This window comes from Macromonas bipunctata, assembly GCF_002837135.1.
Lineage (GTDB): Bacteria > Pseudomonadota > Gammaproteobacteria > Burkholderiales > Burkholderiaceae_C > Macromonas_A > Macromonas_A bipunctata.
Map to the genome: position 1 here is coordinate 43,943 of NZ_NWBQ01000023.1, position 23,077 is coordinate 67,019.

The window sequence follows — 23,077 nt, forward strand, 5'->3', positions numbered from 1 at the left end:
GGAGTGAACATGAGCCGTCCTGTGAATGGTATGCGTGCCGTACACCCTGGCGAGGTGTTGCGCGAGGATTTTCTGGTGCCGCTGGGCTTGAGTGTGAACGCGCTGGCGCTGGCGCTGGGTGTGCCCGCCACGCGCATCCATGAAATCGTGAAGGAGCGCCGCTCCATCACCGCCGATACCGCCCAGCGCTTGGCCCAGTATTTTGGCGGCGATGCTGCGTCGTGGCTGATGATGCAGGCGGATTACGACCTCAAAACATTGCCCAACCGAACCGAGATTGCCCAGCGAGTACACCGCTGCCATCTGGTGACGCTGGCCGCCTGAAGAAAAATTCGCCGATACGGCAGCCTGCCGTGACCTTCCGCCGCGCGGATGATGAGTCCTAGCCGGGGTGGCTCCCCGGTGGCGAGTGGGACAAACTGAACGAAGGAGTGTGAACATGCGCCAAAAAATGCCCCGAATCACTTGTGTCAAGGCGCTGGACGGTATGCGTTTGGCGGTCGGTTTTGAAGACGGCTGGAGCGCAGAAGTGGATCTGGCTGGGTTTGTGGCCGATTTCAAGAGCCTGCATCCGTTACGCGACCCTCAGCTGTTTGCCTGTGTGACGGTGGAGGAGTGGGGCAGCGGCGTGACGTGGGACGATGAAGGCCCGCTCTCCATTGCCGCCACCACGGTGTACCGGCTGGCCTCGGAGCAAGCGGGCGACACGGCGCGCAGCTTTGATGCGTGGATGATGCAGCACGGTTTTTCGGCCAGCAAGGCCGCCGACGTGCTGGGCATGAGTCGGCGCAACATCATCAACTACCGCACCGCCACCCGTCCCATTCCGAAGGTGGTGCGACTGGCATGCAAAGCCGTTGATCTGGTGGGCGACGACGGGCTGGGCCGGTAGGTTCAGCCTCTTTCGTAGGTCACGAACGCAAACGCCAGCCCGCTGGCGCTGGTGTGGGCTTCGTGGGCGGTGGCGTGCCACTCTGGCCCCAATGGGGGGGCGTAAGCGTCGCCTTCAAAGTTTTGGGCAATTTCCGTGACCAGCACGCGCTGGGCCAGCGGCAGGGCTTGGGCGTAGACTTGCGCGCCGCCCATCACCCACACCTCGGCGGGGGGTTGGGGCAGGGCGGCGCAGTGGGCCAGCGCAGCGTCCAGACTGTGCAGCGGCAGCGCGCCCTGCGCTTCCAATTGGGCGGCGGTGGCACCGTTGCGCGTGAGCACGATGTTGAGCCTGCCCGGCAGCGGGCGGAATTTGGCGGGGAGCGAATCCCACGTTTTGCGCCCCATGACGACGGGGCAGCCCAGTGTGTGTTGTTTGAAGTGGGCCAGATCCTCGGGCAGGTGCCAAGGCATGGTGTTGTCGCGGCCAATCACGCCATTGGCGGCGCGGGCGTAAATCAGGTTGAGTCGCATGGTGTGTCGGGTTCAGGCGTTGGCCCAGGTGTGCAGTCGGGGCATGGCCACCGGTGGCAACTTGGCTTGCTCCAGGTAATGGTTGATCTGGGCCACTTTGTGCTGGATTTGTTGTGTGTGCCGGCCCGGGGGGAGCCATGCTGTGTGATCCTCTGGCCCGAGGTCGGGCAGGAATTCGGTCAGCCAACGCAGGTTGAGCGCCTCGAACAGCGGTACCCAGGTGTCCTCGCCCTTGATTTTGCGCCGTACCGACAGCGCCGGGTTGAACTGGTACTGGCCGTGCCCCACGCGCCAGAACAGTTTGCGGTTGTAGGCGTAGTCGCGGTTAAGCTCGTTGCGCGACAGCACGTTGTTGAGGTGGGGACGTTTGCGGCGCTCGGTGCGCAGCACGCTGGTGGGCAGGTGTTGCCAGGCTTGCAGCAGCGTGTCGGTGTTGAAGGCTCCAGCCGGTTTGTAGGCGTAGTTGATGGCCGTGTGGGTGATGTCGCGGAACCCGGCCCACAGCGTTTGCAGCAAAAAGTATTCGGTCAAGTGGCGGTCGATGCGCACCAGGCGTTCGCCGGTGTTGATGTCGAGAAATGCCGGGGCCAGCAGTTCGTACAGTGCGGGCAGGGTCTGGGTGGCAAATTCGGTATCGGTAAAGGCTTCGCGCAGCGCCCAGTGCAGGGCGTTGCAGCCGAAGTGGTCGGTGGCTTCTCGGTCGGCACCGCGTTCAACCAAGGCCTGCACCAAGGGCACGTTGCCTGAGGCGGCAGCGGCCATCAGCGGTGTCAGGTTCATGGGTAGGCGGTGTTCCAGCCCAAACTGTTCGCACTGGCGCAAGATGTCTTTGGTGTGGCGGCTGGCGTAGGTGGTGTAGCTTTTGCGCCGCAGGGTTTTGAGGCCAGCGGGTTCGGGCTTGTCGTACGCACGGTGCTGCAACAGGCTCTCGTACAAGCCTAGGCCGGGCTGGAATTTGGCCACGCTGTGCAGGCAGCTGCTGAGTGTGGGCAGCTGGTGGCAGGCGGCAATTTCCAGCAGTTGCTGCTTGTGCTTGTTGCCGGGCACCTGGTCGATGAAGACCTTGCGCATCAGCTCCTCGGTGTGGGCCTGGTCGAACACCGGCCACGGCGGCGTGGCCTGCTTGAGGATGTCCTTGCGGATGGCATCGGCCTGTTCCTGCTTGCCTTGCAGTTCGAGCTTGCGCGCCTCTTTTTGCCAGTCCTCCAGCGAGGACTGCTGCACCTTGAGGCTGACCTGGCCGCTGTCGCGCACCTCCAGCAGGTCGAACAGCGGGTGGCGCAGGTCGGACTCGATCAGGTACAGGTTGCGCACCGCGCGCGTGAGCGCCACGTACAGCGCGTTGACGAAGAACTTGTACACCTCCAGCGACTTGTCCTGCTTGTCCCTGGCGCGGCGGTATTCCAGCGTGTCGACTTGCAGGTCGGCGGCGGACACGCCGTCCACGATGTCGGCAAACTCGGCGCGGTGGTCGGACACAAAGCGGTACAGCACGATGTTGTCGTACTCCAGCCCCTTGGCCTCGTGGATGGAGAACAGCAGCGGCGTGCTGAAGTGCTGGCGCGCGGCGGCCTTGTCCTCGTCGCGCATCACCAGCACGGCAAACTGGGTGGATTGGCGGATTTGCTGGTTGAGCGCCTTTTTGTCGGCGTCCTTGTCGGCCAGCAGCTGCACCGCGCCGGGCTCGCCGCCCACGGCCTGCACCAGGTAGTTGCTCTCGCGGTCGATGGAGCCAAAGCGGCGCTGCTTGATCTTGAGCAGCTGGTTGGCCACGCGCGTGGCCTCGTGCCCGTTGCGGAAGTTGGCTGCCAGCACGCGCAGTTGCTGGCGTTCGGCCAGCGTGGCGTCCTGCCAGAACAGGCTCTTGACCTGTGCCCACGAGAAAAAGTTGGGGTGGACGATCTGGTTGGAATCGCCGCACAGCAGAAAGTGGCCAGGTTTTTTGAGCGTCTTGAGCACCAGTGCCAGTTGCACCGGTGTGAGGTCTTGCACCTCGTCCACCACTACAAAGTCGTAACGCGGCTGGGCGCGCGCTAGCCAGTCCTGCGCCACCAGGTTCAAGTCAAACAGCTGGGATTCGGCCAGCCAGGCGCGGTATTTCTCGAACAGGTCGTAGAGCGCGTCGCGCCGCTCGGGCGCAAAGATGGACTGGCGCACGCCCAGCGCGCGGTAGGCCTCGCGCGACAGGATGCCTTGCGCCGATGCGGCCAGCACGCCCCGGATTTCCTCGAACGCCTGGTGCGCTTCGATGTCCTTGAACGCTTGGCGGATGCGCGTGAACCAGCCCACAAAGTCGCGCCACAGCGCCTCGCGCCCCGGCGGCACGTGGATGGTTTCGATGAACTCGCGGTACGACAGAAACACCGCCTCCTGCCCAGTGTGCTCAAAGCCGTTGGCGTAGTACAAATCGCGCGCGCTTTGGGCCAAAAACGCCGAGTGCGTCACGTACAGCACCTCGCCTTCGGCGTGCTTGAGTTTTTCCAGCGTGAGGGCGGTCTTGCCGCTGCCCGCGCTGCCCACCACCACCAGCGGGGCGGGTTCGCGGTAGATGGCTTCCTGCACGTCGTCGAACGAGATCGGCTTGTCCAGCAGGTGGACGGCGGCGTGTTCGGGGTGCAGGTAGCGCAGGGGCGGGGCCTGCTGCGCGTCGGTTTCGGCCTCGGCCCAGTCGATGTCGGGGATCTTGGCCTCGTCGATGGTGGCGCCGCGCAGAAAGCGCGACTTGTCGTAGTCGTGGTTGAGGATGACTTCAAGCATCAGCGCGCAGACTTCGCCCTGGTAGGGCACCAGCGTGAACAGCAGGCGGTTGCTGTCGTCCAGGCGCGCGCGGTAGAAGCGGCCCTGGCCCGCCTGGCCCAGCTTCTTGACCTGGGCAGCCCGGAAGTCGCGCGCGGCAATGGCCTGCGCCACCTTGCGGTAGCTCTTGGCAACTTTGTGGGTGTCGAGGCCGGTGTATTCCAGTATGCGCATGGTGTGGGGGCAAAGAGGGGAAGCGTGCAAGCTGCAAGAATACCAGCCAGACCGCCCGCGTAAAATTCTGCCACCGGCACCGACCGACCCCATTCCTGTCTTCATATACAAGCGCAACCGACATGACCCAGCTTTCCAGCACCCCCGTGGCCTCCGTGGCCGAGATCCGCAAGACCTTTCTGGACTTTTTTGCCAGCAAGGGCCACACCGTGGTGGCATCGAGCCCGCTGGTGCCGGGCAACGACCCGACGCTGATGTTCACCAACTCGGGCATGGTGCAGTTCAAGGACGTGTTCCTGGGCAGCGACAAGCGCTCTTATGTGCGCGCCGCGTCGGTGCAGGCCTGCCTGCGGGCCGGTGGCAAGCACAACGACCTGGAGAACGTGGGCTATACCGCGCGCCACCACACCTTCTTTGAAATGTTGGGCAACTGGAGCTTTGGCGACTACTTCAAACGCGAAAGCCTGAAGTGGGCGTGGGAGCTGTTGACCGATGTGTACAAACTGCCCGCCGAGCGCCTGTTGGCCACGGTGTACGAAGAAGACGACGAAGCCTACGACATCTGGACGAAAGAGATCGGTCTGCCGCCCGAGCGCGTGATCCGCATTGGCGACAACAAGGGCGGACGCTACAAGTCGGACAACTTCTGGATGATGGCCGACACCGGCCCGTGCGGCCCGTGTTCCGAGATCTTCTACGACCACGGCGAGCACATCCCGGGTGGCCCCCCAGGCAGCCCCGAGGAGGACGGCGACCGCTTCATCGAAATCTGGAACAACGTGTTCATGCAGTTCGAGATGCACGAAGACGGCTCCCTCACGCCGTTGCCCGCGCCGTGCGTGGACACGGGCATGGGGCTGGAACGTCTGGCGGCCATTTTGCAGCACGTCCACAGCAACTACGAGATCGACCTGTTCGACGCACTGATCAAGGCCGCTGCGCGCGAGACCGGCTGTGCCGACCTGCACAACCCCAGCCTGCGCGTGATTGCCGACCACCTGCGCGCCACCGCCTTCCTGGTGAGCGACGGCGTGATGCCCAGCAACGAGGGCCGGGGCTACGTGCAGCGCCGCATTGTGCGCCGCGCCATCCGCCACGGCTACAAGCTGGGCCGCAAGGCACCGTTCTTCCACAAGCTGGTGCCCGACCTGGTGGCATTGATGGGCGAGGCTTACCCCAGCCTGGCCAACCAGGCGCAGCGCATCACCGACGTGCTCAAGGCTGAAGAAGAACGCTTCTACGAGACGCTGGCCCATGGCATGGACATTCTGGACACCGTCCTGAGCGTCGAGCGCGTGCTGCCGGGCGACGTGGCCTTCAAGCTGCACGACACCTACGGCTTCCCGCTGGACTTGACCAACGACGTGTGCCGCGAGCGCGGCGTGGCGGTGGATGCCGACGGCTTCAACGCCGCCATGGAGCGCCAGAAGGCCCAAGCCCGCGCCGCAGGCAAGTTCAAGATGGACAAGGCGCTGGAGTACCACGGTGCTGGCAACGCCTTTGTGGGCTACGAGCAGCTGGAAGCGCCGCAAGCCAAGGTGTTGGCCATCTACGTGGACGGCGTGTCGGTGGCCGAACTCAAGTCGTGCCAGCACGGCGTGGTGGTGCTCGACACCACCCCGTTTTACGCCGAAAGCGGCGGCCAGGTGGGCGACCAGGGCTTTATTACCAGCGGTTCGGCGCGCTTTGCGGTGGCCGACACGCTCAAGATCAAGGCCGACGTGTTTGGCCACCACGGCGCGCTGGAAACCGGCACGCTGGCCGTGGGCGACCACGTGCTGGCCCAAGTGGACACCGAGTTGCGCCTGGCCACCGTGCGCAACCACAGCGCCACCCACCTGATGCACAAAGCTTTGCGCGAAGTGTTGGGCGCACACGTGCAGCAAAAAGGCTCGTTGGTGACGGCGGAGCGCACGCGCTTTGACTTTGCGCACAACGCCCCGGTCACGGACGCACAGATCCGCGAGATCGAGGCGATCGTGAACGCCGAGATCCTGGCCAACGCCGCCACCGAGGCGCGCGTGATGGACATCGAAAGCGCGCAGCAGACCGGCGCCATGATGCTGTTTGGCGAGAAGTACGGCGAGACCGTGCGCGTGCTCGACATCGGCTCCAGCCGCGAGCTGTGCGGTGGCACCCACGTGCAGCGCACGGGCGACATCGGCCTGTTCAAGGTGGTGGCCGAAAGCGGTGTGGCCGCTGGCGTGCGCCGCATCGAGGCCGTGACCGGCGCCAACGCGCTGGCCTACCTGCAGTCGCTGGAACACACGGTGGCCGAGGCCGCTGCCGCGTTCAAGGCGCCGGTGGCCGAACTGACGCACCGCATCGCGCAGTCGCAGGACCAGATCAAGGCGCTCGAGAAAGAGATCGCCGCGCTCAAGGGCAAGCTCGCTTCGGCCCAAGGCGATGAGCTGCTGGGCCAGGCGGTGGACGTCAAGGGCCTGAAGGTGCTGGCCGCCGTGCTGCAAGGTGCCGATGCCAAGACCCTGCGCGACACGATGGACAAGCTCAAGGACAAGCTCAAGACCGCAGCCATCGTGCTGGCCGCCGTCGATGGCAGCAAGGTGCAACTGGCCGCTGGCGTGACCGCCGACAGCGTGGGCAAGGTCAAGGCCGGCGAGCTGGTCAACTTTGTGGCCCAGCAAGTGGGCGGCAAGGGCGGTGGCAAGCCCGACATGGCCATGGCCGGCGGCACCGACGCCAGCCAGCTGCCCGCCGCGCTGGCCAGCGTGCCGGGCTGGGTTGGCGCCAAGTTGTAATCCCTCCACCGAGCGAACGCGAGCACTGGGCACACCATGAACCACACCCCCATCAGGAAACTGCATGCCCAGAACATCCGTTCGCTCATCTACAAGAGCACGCTGCGCAACTCGCTGATCCCGATCTTCACGATCGAGCTGGTGCTGCTGGTGCTGTATTTCGGCATCAACTTCTACATCTCGCAGCAGAACCAGAACACCTTGCTCAAGGGCGCGCAGGTGCAGGTGCAAGAGATTGCCTCGCGCGAGGTGGGCAACATCAACGCGCAGTTGCAAGAGGCCTCGCGGCTGGCGCAGATGATGCGCGCCGACCACGAGCTGTTCGTGCGTCAGCCGCCACAGGCGTGCGTGCTGCCCAACGGCGAGCCGCAGTTTGGTGTGCACAAGAACGGGGTGTACTTCAAGACCGTGAACAACGGCGGCGCGTCGTTGTACTACTCCAGCGACACCAAAATGGGGCCAGAAGAGCGCCGCAAGGCGCGTTGCAGCGAGGTGATGGACCCGCTGCTCAAGTCGCTGGTGGACACCAGCCCGCTGGTGACGCAGGCCTACTTCAACAGCTGGGACAACATGAACCGGCTCTACCCCTTCATGGAGGATGCGCCTGGCCAGTATGGGCCGATCCTGACCATGACGGACTACAACTTTTACCACGAGGCCGACGCGAAACACAACCCCGAGCGCAAGCCGGTGTGGACGGGCGCGTACTTGGACCCGGCGGGCCAGGGCTGGATGGTGTCGGTGATTGTGCCGGTGTACCGGGGCGATTTTCTGGAGGGCGTGAGCGGGCTGGATGTCACCATCGATTCCTTTGTGCAGAATGTGCTGGGCCTGAAGATGCCGTGGGACGCCGCCACCTTCATGGTGGACAGCCACGGCATGATCCTGGCCTTGCAACCTCGGGCCGAGCAGATCCTGGGCCTGCGTGAGCTCAAGAGCCACGACTACAAGGACAACGTGCGCGAGACGGTGGAAAAGCCCGAGGACTTCAACCTGCTCCAGCGCGGCCACGAGGCCACCCGCGCCCAGATGCAGCGCCTGTTTGCCGACGAGACGCGCATGGCCATGCTCAACATTGAGGGTGTGGAGTACATCGTCAGCCAGGAGATCGTGCCCGAGACCGGCTGGCGCATGATGACGCTCATCGAGAAGAACACGGTGTTTGCGCCCATCACCGAACTGAAGAAAATCAGCGACCGCATCGGCTACCTGGCGATTGCGGTGATGCTGTTGTTCTACCTGATCTTTTTCGTGTACGTGCAGCGCAAGTCGCACAAGCTGGCGGCGCAGTTGTCGGCGCCGATCGAGAACCTGTCGGCCATCACGCGCGACTTTGTGCAAAAGCTCAAGAACCCGCACATCGAGCCGGTGCAGATCGAGGAAATCGACGATTTGGGCAACAATTTCTCGGTCATGATCCGCGAGTTGGAAGCGCGCACCCGCGCTTACGTGGATGCCAAGATCACCGCCGAAGAAGCCAGCCGTATCAAGAGTTTGTTCTTGGCCAACATGAGCCACGAGATCCGCACCCCGCTCAACGGCATTTTGGGCATGGCGCAGCTGATGGTGTACGACGACACCAGCAACGAAGAGCGGCTGGAGTACGCGCACATTCTGCTCGAATCGGGCAACAGCCTGCAAGTGCTGCTGGGCGACATTCTGACGCTGGCCAACACCGAGTCGGGCCAGGTGGTGCTGGACAACCACGCCTGTGAACCGGCCAAGGTGGCGCAGGAGGTGTTTGACCTGCTGGCGCCCAACGCGCAGCTCAAGGGGCTGGCCTTGACCGTGGATTGCGCACTGGAGCCGGGCCAGGTGTTCTGGAGTGACCCGTTGCGCCTCAAGCAGATGCTGACCAACCTGGTCAATAACGCCATCAAGTTCACGGCCCAGGGCACCATCCAGGTGCAGGTGCGTGCGCTGGACGAGCCTGGCGCCGCCGACGCGGGCCTGTGCTGGGTGGAGTTTGCCGTGGCCGACACCGGCATTGGCGTGCCCGCCGACAAGCAGCACCTGCTGTTCCAGCCGTTCACGCAGGTGGATGAGTCCAGCACGCGCGCCTTTGGTGGCAGCGGACTGGGGCTGTCGCTGGTGCGCCAGTTTGCCGAGCTGATGGGCGGGCGCGTGGGCGTGGAAAGTGACCCTGGCCGGGGTTCACGCTTCTGGTTCCAGGTGCCGCTGGCGCTGCACAAGCCCGCGCACTGAGGCGCTGGCCTGCACCCCAGGCTTCAGCCCAGGCAGACCTGGTTGCGGCCCTTGGCCTTGGCCTGGTACATGGCGTCGTCGGCGCGCTTGAGCACGGCATCGACGCTGTGGTCGGTGGGGCTGAACAGCGTCAGGCCCAGGCTGGCCGAGCAGTGGTGCTGCACGGTGTGGGTGCCGTCGTTGTCACCGTCGGTGGGCAGGGGCAGCACGTAAGGCTGGGCCAGCACCTGGCGCACCTTGTTGGCCACGTGCAGCGCGGCACGCTGGGCGGCCCTGGGGTGCAGGCCCAGGTCCAGCAGCACCACCACGAACTCGTCGCCGCCCTGGCGGGCCACGGTGTCCTGGGCGCGCAGGCTGTGCTTCATGCGCCGCGCCGCTTCCTGCAGCAGCAGGTCGCCGGCGGCGTGGCCGTGGGTGTCGTTGAGGGGCTTGAAGTTGTCCAGGTCCAGGAAGATGACCGCGCCGTACTGGTGCGTGCGCATGCCGCGCACCAGCGCCTGCGACAGGCGCTCGTGCAGCAGGCTGCGGTTGGGCAGCTGGGTCAGGGTGTCGTAGAAGGCCAGGTGCTGGATCTGCGCCTCGTAGCGTTTGCGCTCGGTCAGGTCGCGCAGGCTGGCCAGCAGCAGCGCCTCGCCGTCGAGCCGCACGGTGTTGAGCGTGACTTCGGCCGGGAAGAGCTGGCCGTTGTCCAGGCGCTGGTGGACCCACTCGAAGCGGTGGCGGCCCAGGCGCCAGGCGGTGGCGATGTGCTCGTGGGCCAGCGTGGCCGAGAGGTTGCCGCATGGCTGGCGCTGCGGCGAGAGGTCGCCGGGCTGGTGGCGGCAGAACGCGGCCTTGTCGGTTGCGCCAAACAGCTGCAGCGTCATGTTGTTGCAGTCGATGAAGCGTTGCTCCTGCAGCACCAGCACGGCCTCGCTGGTGGCCTCGAACAGGGTGCGGAAACGCAGCTCTGAGCGTTGCAGCGCGGCCTGGGCTTGCATGAGTTCGGTCACGTCGGACGAGAACCCGATCAGGCAGCGCCCCAGCGGCGGGCGCTCCAGCGCCAGCTTGATCGACCAGAAGTGGTGCTTGACGCCGTGGCGGTCGTGCACCAGCTCGTGCCCGGCCTGGCGCTGGCCGCTGGCAAACACGCGGTCGTCCAGCGCCCGGAACTGCGCGGCGGTCTCGGGCGGCAGCAGCTCCTGGTCGGTGTGGCCGATGATGTCGGCCACGTCGCGCCCGTAGAGCTGGGCCACCTTGCCGTTGACGTAGAGGTAGGCGCGGTCGGGCCCCTTCATGTAGATGTGGGCCTCGACGTTGTCGAGCACGGTGTCGAGCAGTTCGCGGTGCGCGCGCAGTTCGCTCTCGGCCTGTTCCTGCGCGGTGATGTCGTTGGAGATGCCGCACAGGCCCACCACCTGGCCCTGTTCGTCGCGCAGCGCCACCTTGACGCTGAGGAAGCTGTGCGTCTGGCCGCTGCTGCTCAGGGTGCGGGTCTCGCGCACGGTCAGTGGCTCGCCGCTGGTCATGACCTGCTGGTCGTTGGCGCGCACCTGGGCGTGGTGAGCCGGGGCCAGGAAGGCGCTGTCGTCGCGCCCGAGGATGTGCTCCGGCGCCGTGTTGAACAGCTGCCCCACCTGCTGGTTGGCGTAGGTGTAGCGGCCCTGGCGGTCCTTGGTGTAGATGCAGGCCTGCACGTTGTCCAGCACGGCGCGCAGTTGGAGCAGTTCGTTGTTCACGTTGAACCTGTCGGGCAAAAAAGGAGAAACGCTATCTTACGTGGTTGCGGGGGCCCTGGCTGCAAAAGTTATCCACAGATTCTGTGTGTAACTTTGATGACGTGCCCCGCCGTGGTGCATGGGTGGGCCTGGGGCGGGCCACTAGCGCTGGGGTGGTGCAAGGGCGCCGCCCACTAGCGGTAGTTGCCACCACGGGGTGCGCCACCGGGCCAGGCAGCGGTGCCAACCAAGGGGAAACCCTGATATGCACAGGGTGCCTAAAAAACAGGCAATCTGTGGCTGGGGGTGGTTGTCAGGTGGCGGCGGGCCAGTCCAGTTGTTGCTGGCTGACAAAGTGGCGTTCCTGCCCGGTCACGGGGTCGGTGAAGCGCACCGCGCGCGCCAGCAGGCGCAGCGGTTCGGCAAAGTCTTCCAGCTCGCCGGGGGCGCGCCGCACGGTGGGGTAAAACTGGTCGCCCAGCAGCGGCAGGCCCAGGCCGTGCATGTGTACGCGCAGTTGGTGGCGCTTGCCGGTCACGGGTTCGAGCTGGTAGCGCGCCCAGCCGCCGCGCTGTTCCAGCAGGTGGATGTGGGTTTCGCTGTTGTGGGGCAGGTTCTCGTGCGGCAGGGCTTCGCGCATCTTGTAGAAAGCGTCTTCTTGCTCCAGGATGTGGCTGCGCCGTGTGTGAGGCCAAGTCAGGTGGGGCGCGGCGGGGGCGATGGCTTCGTAGGTCTTGCCGATGCGCCGTTCGCGAAACAGGCGTTGGTAGGCATCGCGGTCTTGCGGGCGCAGGCTGAACAGCACCAGCCCAGCGGTTTCGCGGTCGATGCGGTGCAGGGGGCTCAGGTCGGGCAGGTTGAGCCGTTGCTTGAGCCGCACCAGCAGGCTTTGGCGCACGTAGCGCCCGCCCGGCGTGACGGGCAGGAAGTGCGGCTTGTCCGCCACCAGCAGGTGCTCGTCCTGGAACAGCACGGTTTCGCGGAACGGGATCTCTGGTTCGTGCGGCAGTTGCCGCCAGTAGTAGGCGCGCAGGCCGTTGCGCCACGGGGTGTCGGGGGGCAACGGCTGGTTGGCATCGTCCACCACTTCGCCGCTGGCCATGCGCTGGGCCCAGTCGTCCCGGCCCACGGCGGGCATGCGCTCGGCCAAATAGTCGAGCAGCAGCCGCCACGGCGGCTGGCGCATGTGGGGCAGCGCCACGCAGCTGGGCGAGACCCCTTCGCGCATCGGGATGGCGGGGTTCTTGGGCACGTGGGCCATAAGCGGGGTGGCGTGGCGGGGTTGAACGGCGGGTTTAGATGCGGCGGAACACCACGTCCCAGACCCCGTGGCCCAAGCGCAGGCCACGGTTCTCGAACTTGGTCAGGGGGCGGTACTCGGGTTTGGGCGCGTAGCCACCCAGGCCCGCGTCGGTGGCGGTGTTGGCCAGGTCGGGGTTGGCGCTCAGCACTTCCAACATCTGTTCGGCGTAGGGTTGCCAGTCGGTGGCGCAGTGCAGGTAGCCGCCGGGCTGGAGTCGGCTGACCAGCTTGGCCACGAAGGGGGTCTGGATCAGACGGCGTTTGTTGTGCTTCTTCTTGTGCCACGGGTCGGGGAAGAAGATGTGGATGCCTGCCAGCGGTTGCCCTGGCAGCATGTGTTCCAGCACCTCCACCGCGTCGTGTTGCAGGATGCGGATGTTGTGGAGGTCTTGCTCGCCAATGCGCTTGAGCAGCGCGCCCACGCCGGGTTCGTGGACTTCGCAGCAGAGAAAGTTGTCGTCCGGGCGCACGCGCGCAATGTGGGCGGTGGCTTCGCCCATGCCAAAGCCGATTTCAAGGATCAGTGGCGCGCTGCGGCCAAAGGCGCTGGTAGCGTCCAGCGGCTGGCCGGTGTAGGGCAGCAAGAAGCGCGGGCCCAGTTCTTCAAAGGCCTTGGCCTGCCCGGTGGTGGTGCGGCCTGCGCGTTTGACGTAGCTCTTGATGGTCTTGGGGTGGGCCACGCCAGCGGGGGCGGTACCGGGGGCGGTGGGGTCAGCGGACGGGGTATCGGGGTGTTCTGTCGTCATGTGTGGGTCCATCAGCGTGTGTGCGTGGCCCGGCATTGTAGAGAGCCCGCCCAAGCGGGTACCCAGTGGGCCAGCGCCTGTGCCACCGTGGTGGCTGTCGAATTCACCGGCAGGCCCAGCACGGCAGCGGCGGTGTTCAGGGCAGCCAGAGCTTGGGCTGGGGTGTCCAGCACCAGAGCTGGTGCTCCGTGCTGCTTGGAGAGTTTTTCGCCATCTGGGCCCCTTACCAAGGGTGTGTGCAAGTATTGTGGGTGTGGCAGCCCCAGCGCGGCTTGCAGCAGGCGCTGGCGGGCGGTGTTGTCGGTCAGGTCTTCGCCGCGCACTATATGGGTGATGCCTTGGGCTGCGTCGTCCACCACCACCGCCAATTGGTACGCCCACAGGCCGTCGGCGCGGCGCAGCACAAAGTCGCCCACGTCGGTGGCCACGTCCTGTTGTTGCGGCCCCAAGCGGCGGTCGGTCCAATGTTGTACGGCAGGCCAATGTAAGCGGCGGGTGCATGCCTCCACGTGCAAGCGCCAAGCGCGGGCGGGCTGGCCGTGCAGGCCGCCGTGTTCGGGGCGGCAGGTGCCGGGGTACACCCACTCGTGGTGCCGCTGGTGTGCTTGGCCACGTGCGGCCTGGGCGGTGGCAATGGCTTTGCGGGTGCAGGCGCAGGGATAAGCCAGCCCGTGGGCTTGCAACTGTTCCAGCGCCGTCTGGTAGGCCGCACCGCGTTGCGATTGCCACAGCACCGGCCCATCGCTGACAAGGCCACAGGCGGCGAGCTGGCGCAGGATTGCGGTATCGGCACCGGGCTGGCAGCGCGGGCCGTCCACGTCCTCGATGCGCACCAGCCAGCGCCCGTGGTGGGCACGGGCATCCAACCAACTGGCCAGTGCCGCCACCAGCGAGCCCGCGTGCAGCGGCCCGGTGGGCGAGGGCGCAAAGCGCCCGATGTAACTCACGCCAACTTCAGGCCCAGTTCCAGGCCCGACACGAAAGCGTCTTCCACCCGGTGCCCCAGGCACCAGTCGCCGCACAGGCCCAGACCCAGGCTGGCATCCCACAGGTAGGGCTGGCCCAGTGGCTGTTGGGTTTGCGCGTACAGCCAACGGTGCGCGGCGCTGAAGCTGGGTTGCGCGTGGATGCCGCTGACCTCGGCAAAGGCCTTGAGCAGCTTGGCGGTGACGCGCTCGGCACTGTCGTTGACGTGTTCCGCCGTCCACGCCGGGTTGGCCTGGATCGTCCAGCGCTCAATGCTGCCCCGGCCCGGCTTGCTGGCTTCGCGCACCATCCAGCTGATGCGGTGGTGGGTGCTGCGCGCGGCGTTCCACTGCGGGCCAATGTGTGGCAGGTTGGGTTGCATGGCTTGCGGGTAGGCCACCATCAGCGTCCAGCACGGGGCCACTGTGACCGGGGCCAGTGCTTGTTGCAGCGCGGGGGCCAGTTCGGACGCTTGCAACAGCGCCAGTGCCTGCGGATGCGGCGCGGCCAGCACCACTTGGTTAAAGCCGCCATAGACGTGCTGCGTGTTTTCGGGGCCGGTGGTGCGCAGCTGCCACTGTTCGGGGTGCAGCGCGTCGCGCTCGATGCGTTCGACCTTGGTCTGGCGCTGGACTTGCACCTGGTGGGCGTTGGCGGCCAGTTGCTCGCCCCACTGGCGGGTCAGGCTGTTCATGCCGGGGGCGGGTACCCAGTGCGGCTCCAGTGGCGGCGGGTTGGTGGCCACGGCCTGGCCGGTTTCGTCCAGCACACGCACGGTGGTCACGCTCCACGGGCGCACCAGATCGGGCGTGGCTTGCAGCGCGGTGGCAAAGCGGGGGTCGCGCACGGTGAAGTACTGCGCGCCGTGGTCGAAGGTGCCAAATTCGGTGGACTTGGTGGACATGCGCCCGCCGTAGCCCCGGCTTTTTTCCAGCAACGTGACGCGGTGGCCCGCTTGCACCAGTGCGCGGGCGCAGCTCAGGCCCGCCATGCCAGCGCCCACGATGGCGATGTGGCGCGGCGTGCCCGCACGGGCAGGCGACAGGCTGGGGGTGGTGGAAGTGGAATGTGGCATGGTTGAGGCTCCTGATGCCACCACTGTAACAGCCACCGTGGTGCAACAAGCGGCGGTGTAGAGGCCGATTCATCAGCAAAGCCCATAGGGTGTGCCGTATGGCAATCCGAGGCACAATGTTGGCGGTTGGGCGCCCGCCGGGCGCCGTGTTTTTTCAGGAGCAGATGTATGGCAAAAGTGGTCGTGGTTTACCACTCGGGTTATGGTCACACCCAGCGCGTGGCGCAGCAAGTGGCCCACGGCGCCGACGCCGAGTTGCTGGCCATCGACGCCGACGGCAACCTGCCCGCCGACGGCTGGGATACGCTCAACGCGGCAGACGCCATCATCCTGGGCAGCCCGACCTACATGGGCGGCCCCAGCTGGCAGTTCAAAAAGTTTGCCGATGCATCGTCCAAAGCCTGGTACGCCCGTCAGTGGCAAGACAAGGTGTTTGGCGGCTTTACCTGCAGCGCCAGCCTCAACGGCGACAAGGGCGCGGCCATGATCCAGCTGCAGACGCTGGCCTCGCAGCATGGCGGCCTGTGGGTCAGTCTGGGCCTGCTGCCGTCCAACAGCACCACCGCCACCCGCAACGACGTGAACAACCTGGGCGGTTCGGTGGGCCTGCTGGTGCAGTGCGCTTCCAACGCGGGTGCTGATGAAATCCCAGCAGGCGATTTGGAAACCGCCCGCAGCTACGGTGCGCGCGTGGCCGCCGTGGCGGCCAGGTTGGCGGGTGCCTGATGCCCGCTGAGCGCCGCTGAAGCGCACAGTCGGCAACACCCACGCCCTGCCGTGGCACCAGTTGGTGCTGCTGCAGGGCGTTGTGCTGGGTGGCGGTCGGCTTCAGGTGCCGTTGGCCAGCGCCACAAAGTCGCGCCGCTCCAGCAGCCACGACACCGCAAAGCCCGCCACCAGGCCCCAGAAAGCGGCCCCGATGTTGAACAGCCCCATGTCGGTGACCGTGACCAGCAAGCTGACCAGTGCGCCCAGCGAGAACTTGCCGTTGAACGACCCCACAAACGCGCCTTGCAGCACGCGCAGCATGGCCAACCCGCCCAGCGCCATGATGTAGGCCTTGGGCGCGGCCAGCATCAGGTCGGTAAAGGTGGGGGCCATCAGGCCAAACAGCACGCCAAAGGCGCCAAACGCGAGTGCGCCGGTGTAGTGCCGTTCGCGTTCGCCCGAGGAGGTGAGCAGTGCGTTGCTGGGGCCGGTCAGGCACGTGCTGACGGCACCGACCGCCGCACTCAGCGCCGCACCCACGCCACAGGCCACCGCAATGCTGTTGACGGGCGGCGCGTGCCCGGCGCCCTTGAGCACCACCACGCCCTGGCCGTTTTGCACCACCAGTACCGTGATGGCCAGCGGCAACACCAACTCCACCAGCGCACCCACCGACCACACCGGGGCTTGCACCAAGGGCTGTGCCCAGCTGAAGTGGCCCAGCGTGCTGGTGTCGATGCGGCCCAGCAGTGCAATGGCCAGCGCACCCACCAGCATGGCGCCCAGAATGGGCGGCATGCGCTTGCCCAGCGCAGGCGCCGCCGACAGCAGCAGGAACACCACCACCATCGGTGCGGTGATCCACACATCGGCGTGCAGCGAGCGCACCAAGTCCAGCCCAAAGCGCAGGAATACGCCTGCTACCATGCCCATCACGATCGGCATGGGCAACGACGACATCAACCGCTTCACCCAGCCGCTGAAACCCAGCAGCAAAATCAGCGCACTGGTGGCGTAGAAGGCTCCGATCACCTCGGCAAAACTCAGGTGTTCCAGCGCGGGGCCCACCAGCACCGTGCCTGGAATCGTCCAGGCAAAGCCCAGCGGCGTTTTGTAACGCCAGCTCATGGCCATGGTGACCAGCCCGTTGATGAAGAACACGCCAAACACCCACGATGCCAGCTCCGCCGCCGACAGCCCGCCGCGCGTGCCCACCGACAAAATGACCGCCAGCGGCCCGGTGGCTGAAAAGATGAACGCGATCAGCCCGTTGGCAAAGTAGCCCAGGCCAAAGTCGGACACGATCTGGCGCAGGCCGGGGCGGGTGTGGGTGGGGGGTTCGAGGTGGGCCAGCATGGGGCGGTTGTCTCCGTCAATGTTTGTAAGAATGTACAAAGGTTCGCATTGTGCCGGTTATTGACCGCCCCCGATGCACCATGCCGGTGCGCTGGCCAGTGGTGGCATGATGGCGGGATGTTCGTACATCTTCGCTTGCATTCCGAGTTTTCCGTGGTCGATGGCACCACACGTCTGGACGAGGCGGTGGCCGCTGCCGCCGCCAGTGGCCAGCCCGCGCTGGCCGTGACCGACCTGAACAACCTGTTCGGCGCGGTCAAGTTCTACAAAACCGCGCGTGGCGCTGGCGTGCAGCCCGTGCTGGGCGCCGAGGTGCTGCTGCAAGGGCTGGGGCCGGAGGCGGCCCCCGGTGCCTCGGTGCTGCACCAGAGCCTGCCGCGCTTGCTGCTGCTGGTGCAAAACCACCAAGGCTACCTCAACCTGTGCGAATTGCTGGCCCGGGGCTGGACGCGCAATGTGGTGCGCGACCAAGCCGCGTTGCGCTGGGAGTGGCTGCAAGAGCTGCACGAGGGGTTGATCGTGCTGTCGGGCGCGCACAGCGGGCCGGTGGGGCTGGCGCTGCTGGCCGGTGACGAGGCCAAGGCCGCCGACACCGCACTGCAACTGGCGCAGGCGTTTCCGCACCGTTTTTACCTGGAGCTGCAACGCGCAGGTCGCCCCGACGACGAGCGCCACGTGGTGGCGGCGGTGCAGTTGGCGGCGCGCCTGCAATTGCCGGTGGTGGCTACGCACCCGATCCAGTTTTTGGCTCCGGACGACTACGAGGCGCATGAGGCCCGCGTTTGCATCGCCGAAGGCGAGATTCTGGGCAACCAGCGCCGCATTCGCAAGTTCACGCGCGACCAGTACTTCAAATCCAGCGCCGAGATGGCGGCCCTGTTTGCCGATATCCCTTCGGCACTGGCCAACACGGTGGAGATTGCGCGGCGTTGCCACCTCACGCTCACGCTGGGCAAGCCGCAATTGCCCAACTTCCCGATTCCGCCTGTCAACGGCGTGGTGATGTCGGTGGAGGACTACTTCCGCCATGTCTCGCACGAAGGGCTCAACGCCCGCCTGTTGCACCTGTACCCGCAAGAAGCCGAGCGCGAGCGCCAGCGCCCGCGCTACGTCGAGCGGCTGGAGTTCGAGCTGGGCACCATCCTCAAGATGGGTTTTCCGGGCTACTTCCTCATTGTGGGCGACTTCATCCAGTGGGCGAAGGAAAACGGCTGCCCCGTGGGGCCGGGCCGGGGTTCCGGTGCGGGGTCGCTGGTGGCGTATGCGCTGCTCATCACCGACCTCGATCCGCTGCAATACAACCTGCTGTTTGAGCGGTTCCTGAACCCCGAGCGGGTGTCGATGCCCGACTTCGACATCGACTTTTGCCAGACCAACCGCGACCGCGTGATCGACTACGTGAAGGACAAGTACGGCAAGGATGCGGTGAGCCAGATTGCCACCTTTGGCACCATGGCCGCGCGTGCCGCCATCCGCGACGTGGGCCGCGTGTTGGACTTTCCGTACGGTTTTTGCGACGGCATCTCCAAGCTCATTCCCAACAAGCCGGGCATGAGCGTGACGCTGCAATACCCGCCCAACCCCAAAAAAGCGGGCGACAAGAACAACTACGCCATCGACATGGAGCCGGTGCTGGCCGAGCGCATCCGCAAGGAGGAAGATGTCAAGACCCTGATTGAGCTGGCGCAAAAGCTCGAGGGCATGACCCGCAACATTGGCATGCACGCCGGGGGGGTGCTGATTGCGCCGGGGAAGCTGACCGATTTTTGCCCGCTGTACCAGCAGCCGGGCAGCACATCGGCGGTGAGCCAGTACGACAAGGACGACGTAGAAGCCATCGGCTTGGTCAAGTTCGACTTTTTGGGGCTGGCCACGCTGACGATTTTGGAGCTGGCCAAGGAATTCATCGTCCGCCGCCACCCCGAGCAGCAGGGCTTTGCGTTCGAGAACATCTCGCTCACCGACAAGGCCACCTACAAACTGTTCCAGGACGGCAAAACCGAATCGGTGTTCCAGTTTGAAAGCCGGGGCATGCAGGGCATGTTGCGCGATGCCAAACCCACCCGGCTGGAAGACTTGATTGCCCTCAACGCCCTGTACCGTCCGGGGCCCATGGACCTCATCCCCAGCTTTGTGGCGCGCAAGCACGGGCGCGAGGAAGTCATCTACCCGCACCCGCTGGTGGAGCCGGTGCTGGCCGAAACCTACGGCATCATGGTGTACCAGGAACAGGTGATGCAGACCGCGCAGGTGCTGGGCGGCTACAGCCTGGGCGGTGCCGACATGCTGCGCCGTGCCATGGGCAAGAAAAAGCCCGAGGAAATGGCCGAACACCGGGGCCTGTTCCGCCAGGGCGCCGCCGAGAAGGGCATCAGCCAGGACAAGGCCGACGAGGTGTTCGACCTGATGGAGAAGTTTGCGGGCTATGGCTTCAACAAGTCGCACGCGGCCGCCTACTCGCTGCTGGCGTACCACACGGCCTGGCTCAAGGTGCATTTCACGGCGGAGTTTTTCTGCGCCAACATGACCATTGAAATGGACGACACCGACAAGCTCAAGGTGTTGTTCGAGGATGCGCTCAAGTTTGGCCTGACGTTTGATCCGCCGGACGTGAACCGTGGCACCCACCGCTTCGAGCCGGTGTCGGACAAAGTGATCCGCTACGGGTTGGGGGCCGTCAAAGGCACCGGCCAGCAAGCCATCGAGGCCATTGTGGCGGCGCGCGAAGGGCGCGGCGTGGGGCCGCGTGGCGATGTGGTGGGGCCTTTTACCAGCCTGTTTGATTTTTGTGCCCGTGTGGACCGCAGCCGCCTGAACAAGCGCACTGTCGAGGCGCTCATCAAGGCCGGGGCGTTTGACAGCCTGCACCTTAACCGTGCCGCGCTGCTGGCTTCGGTGGAGCGCGCATTCGACTACGCCACCGCACAGCAGGCCAACGCCAACCAAGGTGGCCTGTTTGACCTGATGGGAGCCGATGAACAAGGGGCCAGCACGCAAGAGCCTGAACTGGCCGACGTGTTGCCTTGGGGTGTGAAAGAGCGCCTGACGTTCGAGAAAACCGCGATAGGCTTCTACCTGTCGGGCCATTTGTTTGATGAGGTGGAACGCGAGGTACGCCACTTTGCGCGCAAGCCGCTGGCCGAGGTCAGCGACAGCCGCGAGCCCATGCTGCTGGCGGGCATCGTGGGCGACTTGCGCGTCATCAACGGCCAGCGTGGTAAGGTGGCCATCTTCAAGCTGGACGACAAGACGGCCACGCTGGAAGCCACCGCCGACGAGGCTTTGCTTAATGCGCACAAGACTCTGTTGCAAGACGACGAGCTGGTGATTGTGCAAGTGCTGGCACAGCCCGACCGCTTCTCGGGTGGCTTGCGTTTGAAGGTGCAGCAACTGTACGACTTGCCGACCGCCCGTTGCCGCTTTGGCAAGTACCTGCGTGTGGTGGTGCAAGACCGCCTGCCCGACATTGCCGCTCTGGTGCGCGACTTTCCACCCCGCCACGAGGCCACCGAACAGGGCGATGTGGTGCGGGCCTTGTCGGTGCGGGTGCAGTTGCAACGCCCCACGGTGCGCTGCGAGGTGCAGCTGGGCGAGGTGGCGCAGTTCTTCCCGACCGACGCCGCCTTGGCCAGTTGGGCCGCCCAAGCGCACCAGCAGCAGGCCGAGATCGTGTTTGCCTGACGCCTGCGCCGCCGCCGGGGCTAGGCGCAAGCGGCACGCTGGCTTAGAATCAGCGCCGTATCGAAAGAACCGTTGCGGCCATGGCCGTGAAAGGCTTTCATTTTGTAACCAAATGTGGTGAAGATGACCAAGCCTTTCATTGCCTTGTGCCCCGAGGTGACCCGCGCCGACGCCCTCAATCTGATGGACTGGCTGGAGGACGAGTGTGTCACCCAGTACCTGAGCGACTCGCGCCATGTGTCCCGCTTCATCGAGCAAGTGGTGGGGCGCGTGCAGTTGCCCACCCTGACGCACCTGTTTAACCAGGGTGGCCGCTTCTTTATGGCCTACGACCGGCACGACACCCCGGTCGGTTTTGTGCGCCTCGTCAAAACGGGCGAGGACTGCGAAATGGTGCTGGTGATTGGCAACCGCGCACGCTGGGGCCGCAAACTGGGCGCCAGCGCCATCCGCGAAGGCATGAAGCTGGCCTTTTTTGACATGCGCGCCGACAAGCTGGTGGCCAAGATCCATGCCGACAACGCCCGTTCGCTCAAGGCTTTTCAGTGCTGCGGCTTTGAGCTGGAAAACGCCACGCCCACGCTGCAATCGTTTGCCATGACGTCGCAGCGTTACCTGCGGCTCTTGCGCGAGCACCGACCCGAGCACGTGACCGAAATCCACATCACCGAGTTGGACCAAGCGCGGCTGAGGCGTTTGCTGGCGTTGGAGCCGTTGGAGCAAGATGTGGCCATCTTTGAGCTGGAGCACGAAATTGAGCGCGCCACCGTGGTCGATCCGCGCCAAGTGGCGCAGGACGTCATCACCATGAACTCCCGCGCCTTGGTGCAGTTGGACGATGAGGAAGTGGAGGTGGCGCTGGTGTACCCCGAGGACGCCGACGACCGCGCGGGCAAGCTGTCGGTGTGCTCGGGCGTGGGCACCGCCATTTTGGGCTACAAAGAGGGCGACGCTTTTGCGTGGCGCCTGCACAACCGCACCCGCCAGATTCGGATTGAAAAAGTGCTGTACCAGCCTGAGGCGGCGGGCGACTTTCATTTGTAATTTGCAGTGAGCCACACGCCGCACCCGTGCCCCAGCCGCTGATGGCGCACGGGCGCTGAGGCGCTGAGGCGCTGGGGGGCGTTCAGTTCAGCGCGCGTTCAAGGTCTGGACTTGGGCGCGCAGCTCGGGCAGCAGGCGCGCTGCCAGTTGCAGTTGGCTGCACAGCAGGCTGTCCAAGGGGCAGGCGCTGTCGGGTGGCGTACCCGGTGGGCAGGCGGCCAGCGTGGCTGGGTCGGCGCGTTGCTGCAAGGCTTGGGCCAGTTGTTCCAGCTCGGTGGCCAAGGTGGCAGCGGTGTGCAAGGTGGCCGTGTCCAGTGGGCCGAGGTCGGCATCGCCCCGGTGCGCGCCCAGCGCCGAGATGTAGTTCAGCGAGATGTGCGCCAGCAGCACAAAGCGGCCGCTGGTGGCTTCGTGGCGGCGCACGCGTTGCGGCTCCTTGAGCATCGCGGCCAATGCGTTGGACAGCGCCGCATCGGCGTTGTGTGCGTCGCGCCGGGCAATGCGGTAGCGCAGGTGGTCTTGTTTGCCGCTTTGGTATTGCGCCACCACCTCACGCAGGTAGGCCGCTTGCGTTTTTAAAGCCTGCGCAGCCAAGCGGTGCCATTGCCGGGCTTGCCAGTTGGGCAACAACAGCCAGGCGGCCAGGCCTGCAATGCCGCTACCAATGGCGGTGTCGAGCAGCCGTGCCGGTATCACCCCTTGCCCCATGCCCAGTTGGTGGAAGTTGAGCAGCAGCAGCGTGGTCACGGCCCCGGTGGCCAGCACGTAGCGCGTTTGGCGGGTGCCAAAAAACAAGGCCCCTGCCGCCACCACAAACACCGATTGCAGTACCGGCTCAGGAAACAGCCGAATCAGTGCCCAGCCCACCGCCAACCCCAGCACCGTGCCCACGGCCCGTTGGCCTAGCCCGGATATTTCACCATAGCCCGTAGAAATGAGGACGGCATTGCCCTTGAAATGCCCGAACATCGAGGTATCGAATCTGGATGAGAGGACGGGCAATGCCGAAACCAAACTGTACACCGCAAACAACTGCCGATGAGGTTGGCGTGATTGATTTTGGCCGACTGGGCCGACGCAAGATCGAGGGCCGCTTCGATGGCGGCAGCATGACCAGCGATGCCGGGGTGATGCTGCTGGCCGAAGTGGACCGCAGGCTGGGCT

General features: G+C 65.3%; 16 protein-coding genes and 1 pseudogene. 8 read left to right on the plus strand and 9 right to left on the minus strand.

The window, feature by feature from the left end; translation table 11 throughout:
• The first annotated feature begins 9 nt into the window (after window positions 1-9).
• Together CON76_RS03985 and CON76_RS03990 are read left to right on the plus strand one after the other, a co-directional pair.
• On the plus strand, window positions 10-324 hold the full coding sequence (locus CON76_RS03985; protein WP_101102065.1) for a HigA family addiction module antitoxin: 315 nt from the start codon (window positions 10-12) through the stop codon (window positions 322-324).
• A gap of 115 nt (window positions 325-439) precedes the next feature.
• Complete coding sequence (locus tag CON76_RS03990; protein WP_101102066.1) at window positions 440-892, plus strand: DUF2442 domain-containing protein; 453 nt, start codon at window positions 440-442, stop codon at window positions 890-892.
• Window positions 893-894: 2 nt separating this feature from the next.
• Here the strand turns inward: CON76_RS03990 and CON76_RS03995 are convergent, their stop codons facing one another.
• Window positions 895-1,404: a dihydrofolate reductase gene (locus CON76_RS03995; RefSeq protein ID WP_101102067.1), complete on the minus strand. Its 510-nt coding sequence runs from the start codon at window positions 1,402-1,404 to the stop codon at window positions 895-897.
• A gap of 12 nt (window positions 1,405-1,416) precedes the next feature.
• Window positions 1,417-4,374 carry a UvrD-helicase domain-containing protein gene (locus CON76_RS04000; protein WP_101102068.1) on the minus strand — a complete coding sequence of 986 codons (2,958 nt, stop codon included), beginning with the start codon at window positions 4,372-4,374 and terminating at the stop codon, window positions 1,417-1,419.
• Window positions 4,375-4,496: 122 nt separating this feature from the next.
• Here CON76_RS04000 and alaS point away from each other — a divergent pair, with 122 nt between their 5' ends.
• Both alaS and CON76_RS04010 read left to right on the plus strand, forming a co-directional pair.
• Window positions 4,497-7,133 carry an alanine--tRNA ligase gene (alaS, locus tag CON76_RS04005; RefSeq protein ID WP_101102069.1) on the plus strand — a complete coding sequence of 879 codons (2,637 nt, stop codon included), beginning with the start codon at window positions 4,497-4,499 and terminating at the stop codon, window positions 7,131-7,133.
• A gap of 36 nt (window positions 7,134-7,169) precedes the next feature.
• The gene (locus CON76_RS04010) at window positions 7,170-9,338 is read left to right on the plus strand and encodes a sensor histidine kinase (RefSeq protein WP_101102070.1); all 2,169 of its coding nucleotides are present in this window, start codon (window positions 7,170-7,172) and stop codon (window positions 9,336-9,338) included.
• A 23-nt stretch (window positions 9,339-9,361) separates the two neighbouring features.
• Here CON76_RS04010 and CON76_RS04015 read toward each other — a convergent pair whose 3' ends face one another.
• From CON76_RS04015 to CON76_RS04035, 5 genes are all read right to left on the minus strand, one after another.
• Window positions 9,362-11,056, minus strand: coding sequence for a sensor domain-containing protein (locus tag CON76_RS04015; protein WP_169928973.1), 1,695 nt, complete (start codon window positions 11,054-11,056; stop codon window positions 9,362-9,364).
• 292 nt (window positions 11,057-11,348) lie between these two features.
• Window positions 11,349-12,296, minus strand: a complete 948-nt coding sequence (locus tag CON76_RS04020; RefSeq protein WP_101102072.1) for a pseudouridine synthase — start codon at window positions 12,294-12,296, stop codon at window positions 11,349-11,351.
• Between the two features lie 34 nt (window positions 12,297-12,330).
• A complete protein-coding gene (gene trmB / locus CON76_RS04025; RefSeq protein ID WP_240592760.1) occupies window positions 12,331-13,083 on the minus strand; it encodes a tRNA (guanosine(46)-N7)-methyltransferase TrmB in 753 nt (250 codons plus the stop codon).
• Window positions 13,084-13,094: 11 nt separating this feature from the next.
• On the minus strand, window positions 13,095-14,030 hold the full coding sequence (gene gluQRS / locus CON76_RS04030; protein ID WP_101102074.1) for a tRNA glutamyl-Q(34) synthetase GluQRS: 936 nt from the start codon (window positions 14,028-14,030) through the stop codon (window positions 13,095-13,097).
• Entirely contained in the window at window positions 14,027-15,124 is a 1,098-nt protein-coding gene (locus CON76_RS04035; RefSeq protein ID WP_101102075.1) for an NAD(P)/FAD-dependent oxidoreductase, read from the minus strand. Before CON76_RS04035 ends, gluQRS begins: the two co-directional genes overlap by 4 nt.
• A gap of 168 nt (window positions 15,125-15,292) precedes the next feature.
• Here CON76_RS04035 and CON76_RS04040 point away from each other — a divergent pair, with 168 nt between their 5' ends.
• Complete coding sequence (locus tag CON76_RS04040) at window positions 15,293-15,850, plus strand: flavodoxin family protein (RefSeq protein WP_101102076.1); 558 nt, start codon at window positions 15,293-15,295, stop codon at window positions 15,848-15,850.
• 102 nt (window positions 15,851-15,952) lie between these two features.
• On the opposite strand, the gene CON76_RS04045 is transcribed toward CON76_RS04040, so the two are convergent.
• The gene (locus CON76_RS04045; protein ID WP_101102077.1) at window positions 15,953-17,188 is read right to left on the minus strand and encodes a benzoate/H(+) symporter BenE family transporter; all 1,236 of its coding nucleotides are present in this window, start codon (window positions 17,186-17,188) and stop codon (window positions 15,953-15,955) included.
• Window positions 17,189-17,305: 117 nt separating this feature from the next.
• Here CON76_RS04045 and dnaE point away from each other — a divergent pair, with 117 nt between their 5' ends.
• Both dnaE and CON76_RS04055 read left to right on the plus strand, forming a co-directional pair.
• Window positions 17,306-20,869 (plus strand): DNA polymerase III subunit alpha, encoded by a 3,564-nt coding sequence (dnaE, locus tag CON76_RS04050; RefSeq protein WP_101102078.1) that lies wholly within the window; start codon window positions 17,306-17,308, stop codon window positions 20,867-20,869.
• A gap of 123 nt (window positions 20,870-20,992) precedes the next feature.
• Complete coding sequence (locus CON76_RS04055) at window positions 20,993-21,913, plus strand: bifunctional GNAT family N-acetyltransferase/nucleoside diphosphate kinase regulator (RefSeq protein WP_101102079.1); 921 nt, start codon at window positions 20,993-20,995, stop codon at window positions 21,911-21,913.
• An 87-nt stretch (window positions 21,914-22,000) separates the two neighbouring features.
• Here the strand turns inward: CON76_RS04055 and CON76_RS04060 are convergent, their stop codons facing one another.
• Complete coding sequence (locus tag CON76_RS04060) at window positions 22,001-22,915, minus strand: FUSC family protein (RefSeq protein ID WP_169928975.1); 915 nt, start codon at window positions 22,913-22,915, stop codon at window positions 22,001-22,003.
• On the opposite strand from CON76_RS04060, the pseudogene CON76_RS04065 reads away from it, so the two are divergent.
• Window positions 22,915-23,077 (plus strand): annotated as a pseudogene (locus tag CON76_RS04065) (IS1380 family transposase); the annotation flags it as partial. The gene CON76_RS04060 and the pseudogene CON76_RS04065 sit on opposite strands and share 1 nt — an antisense overlap.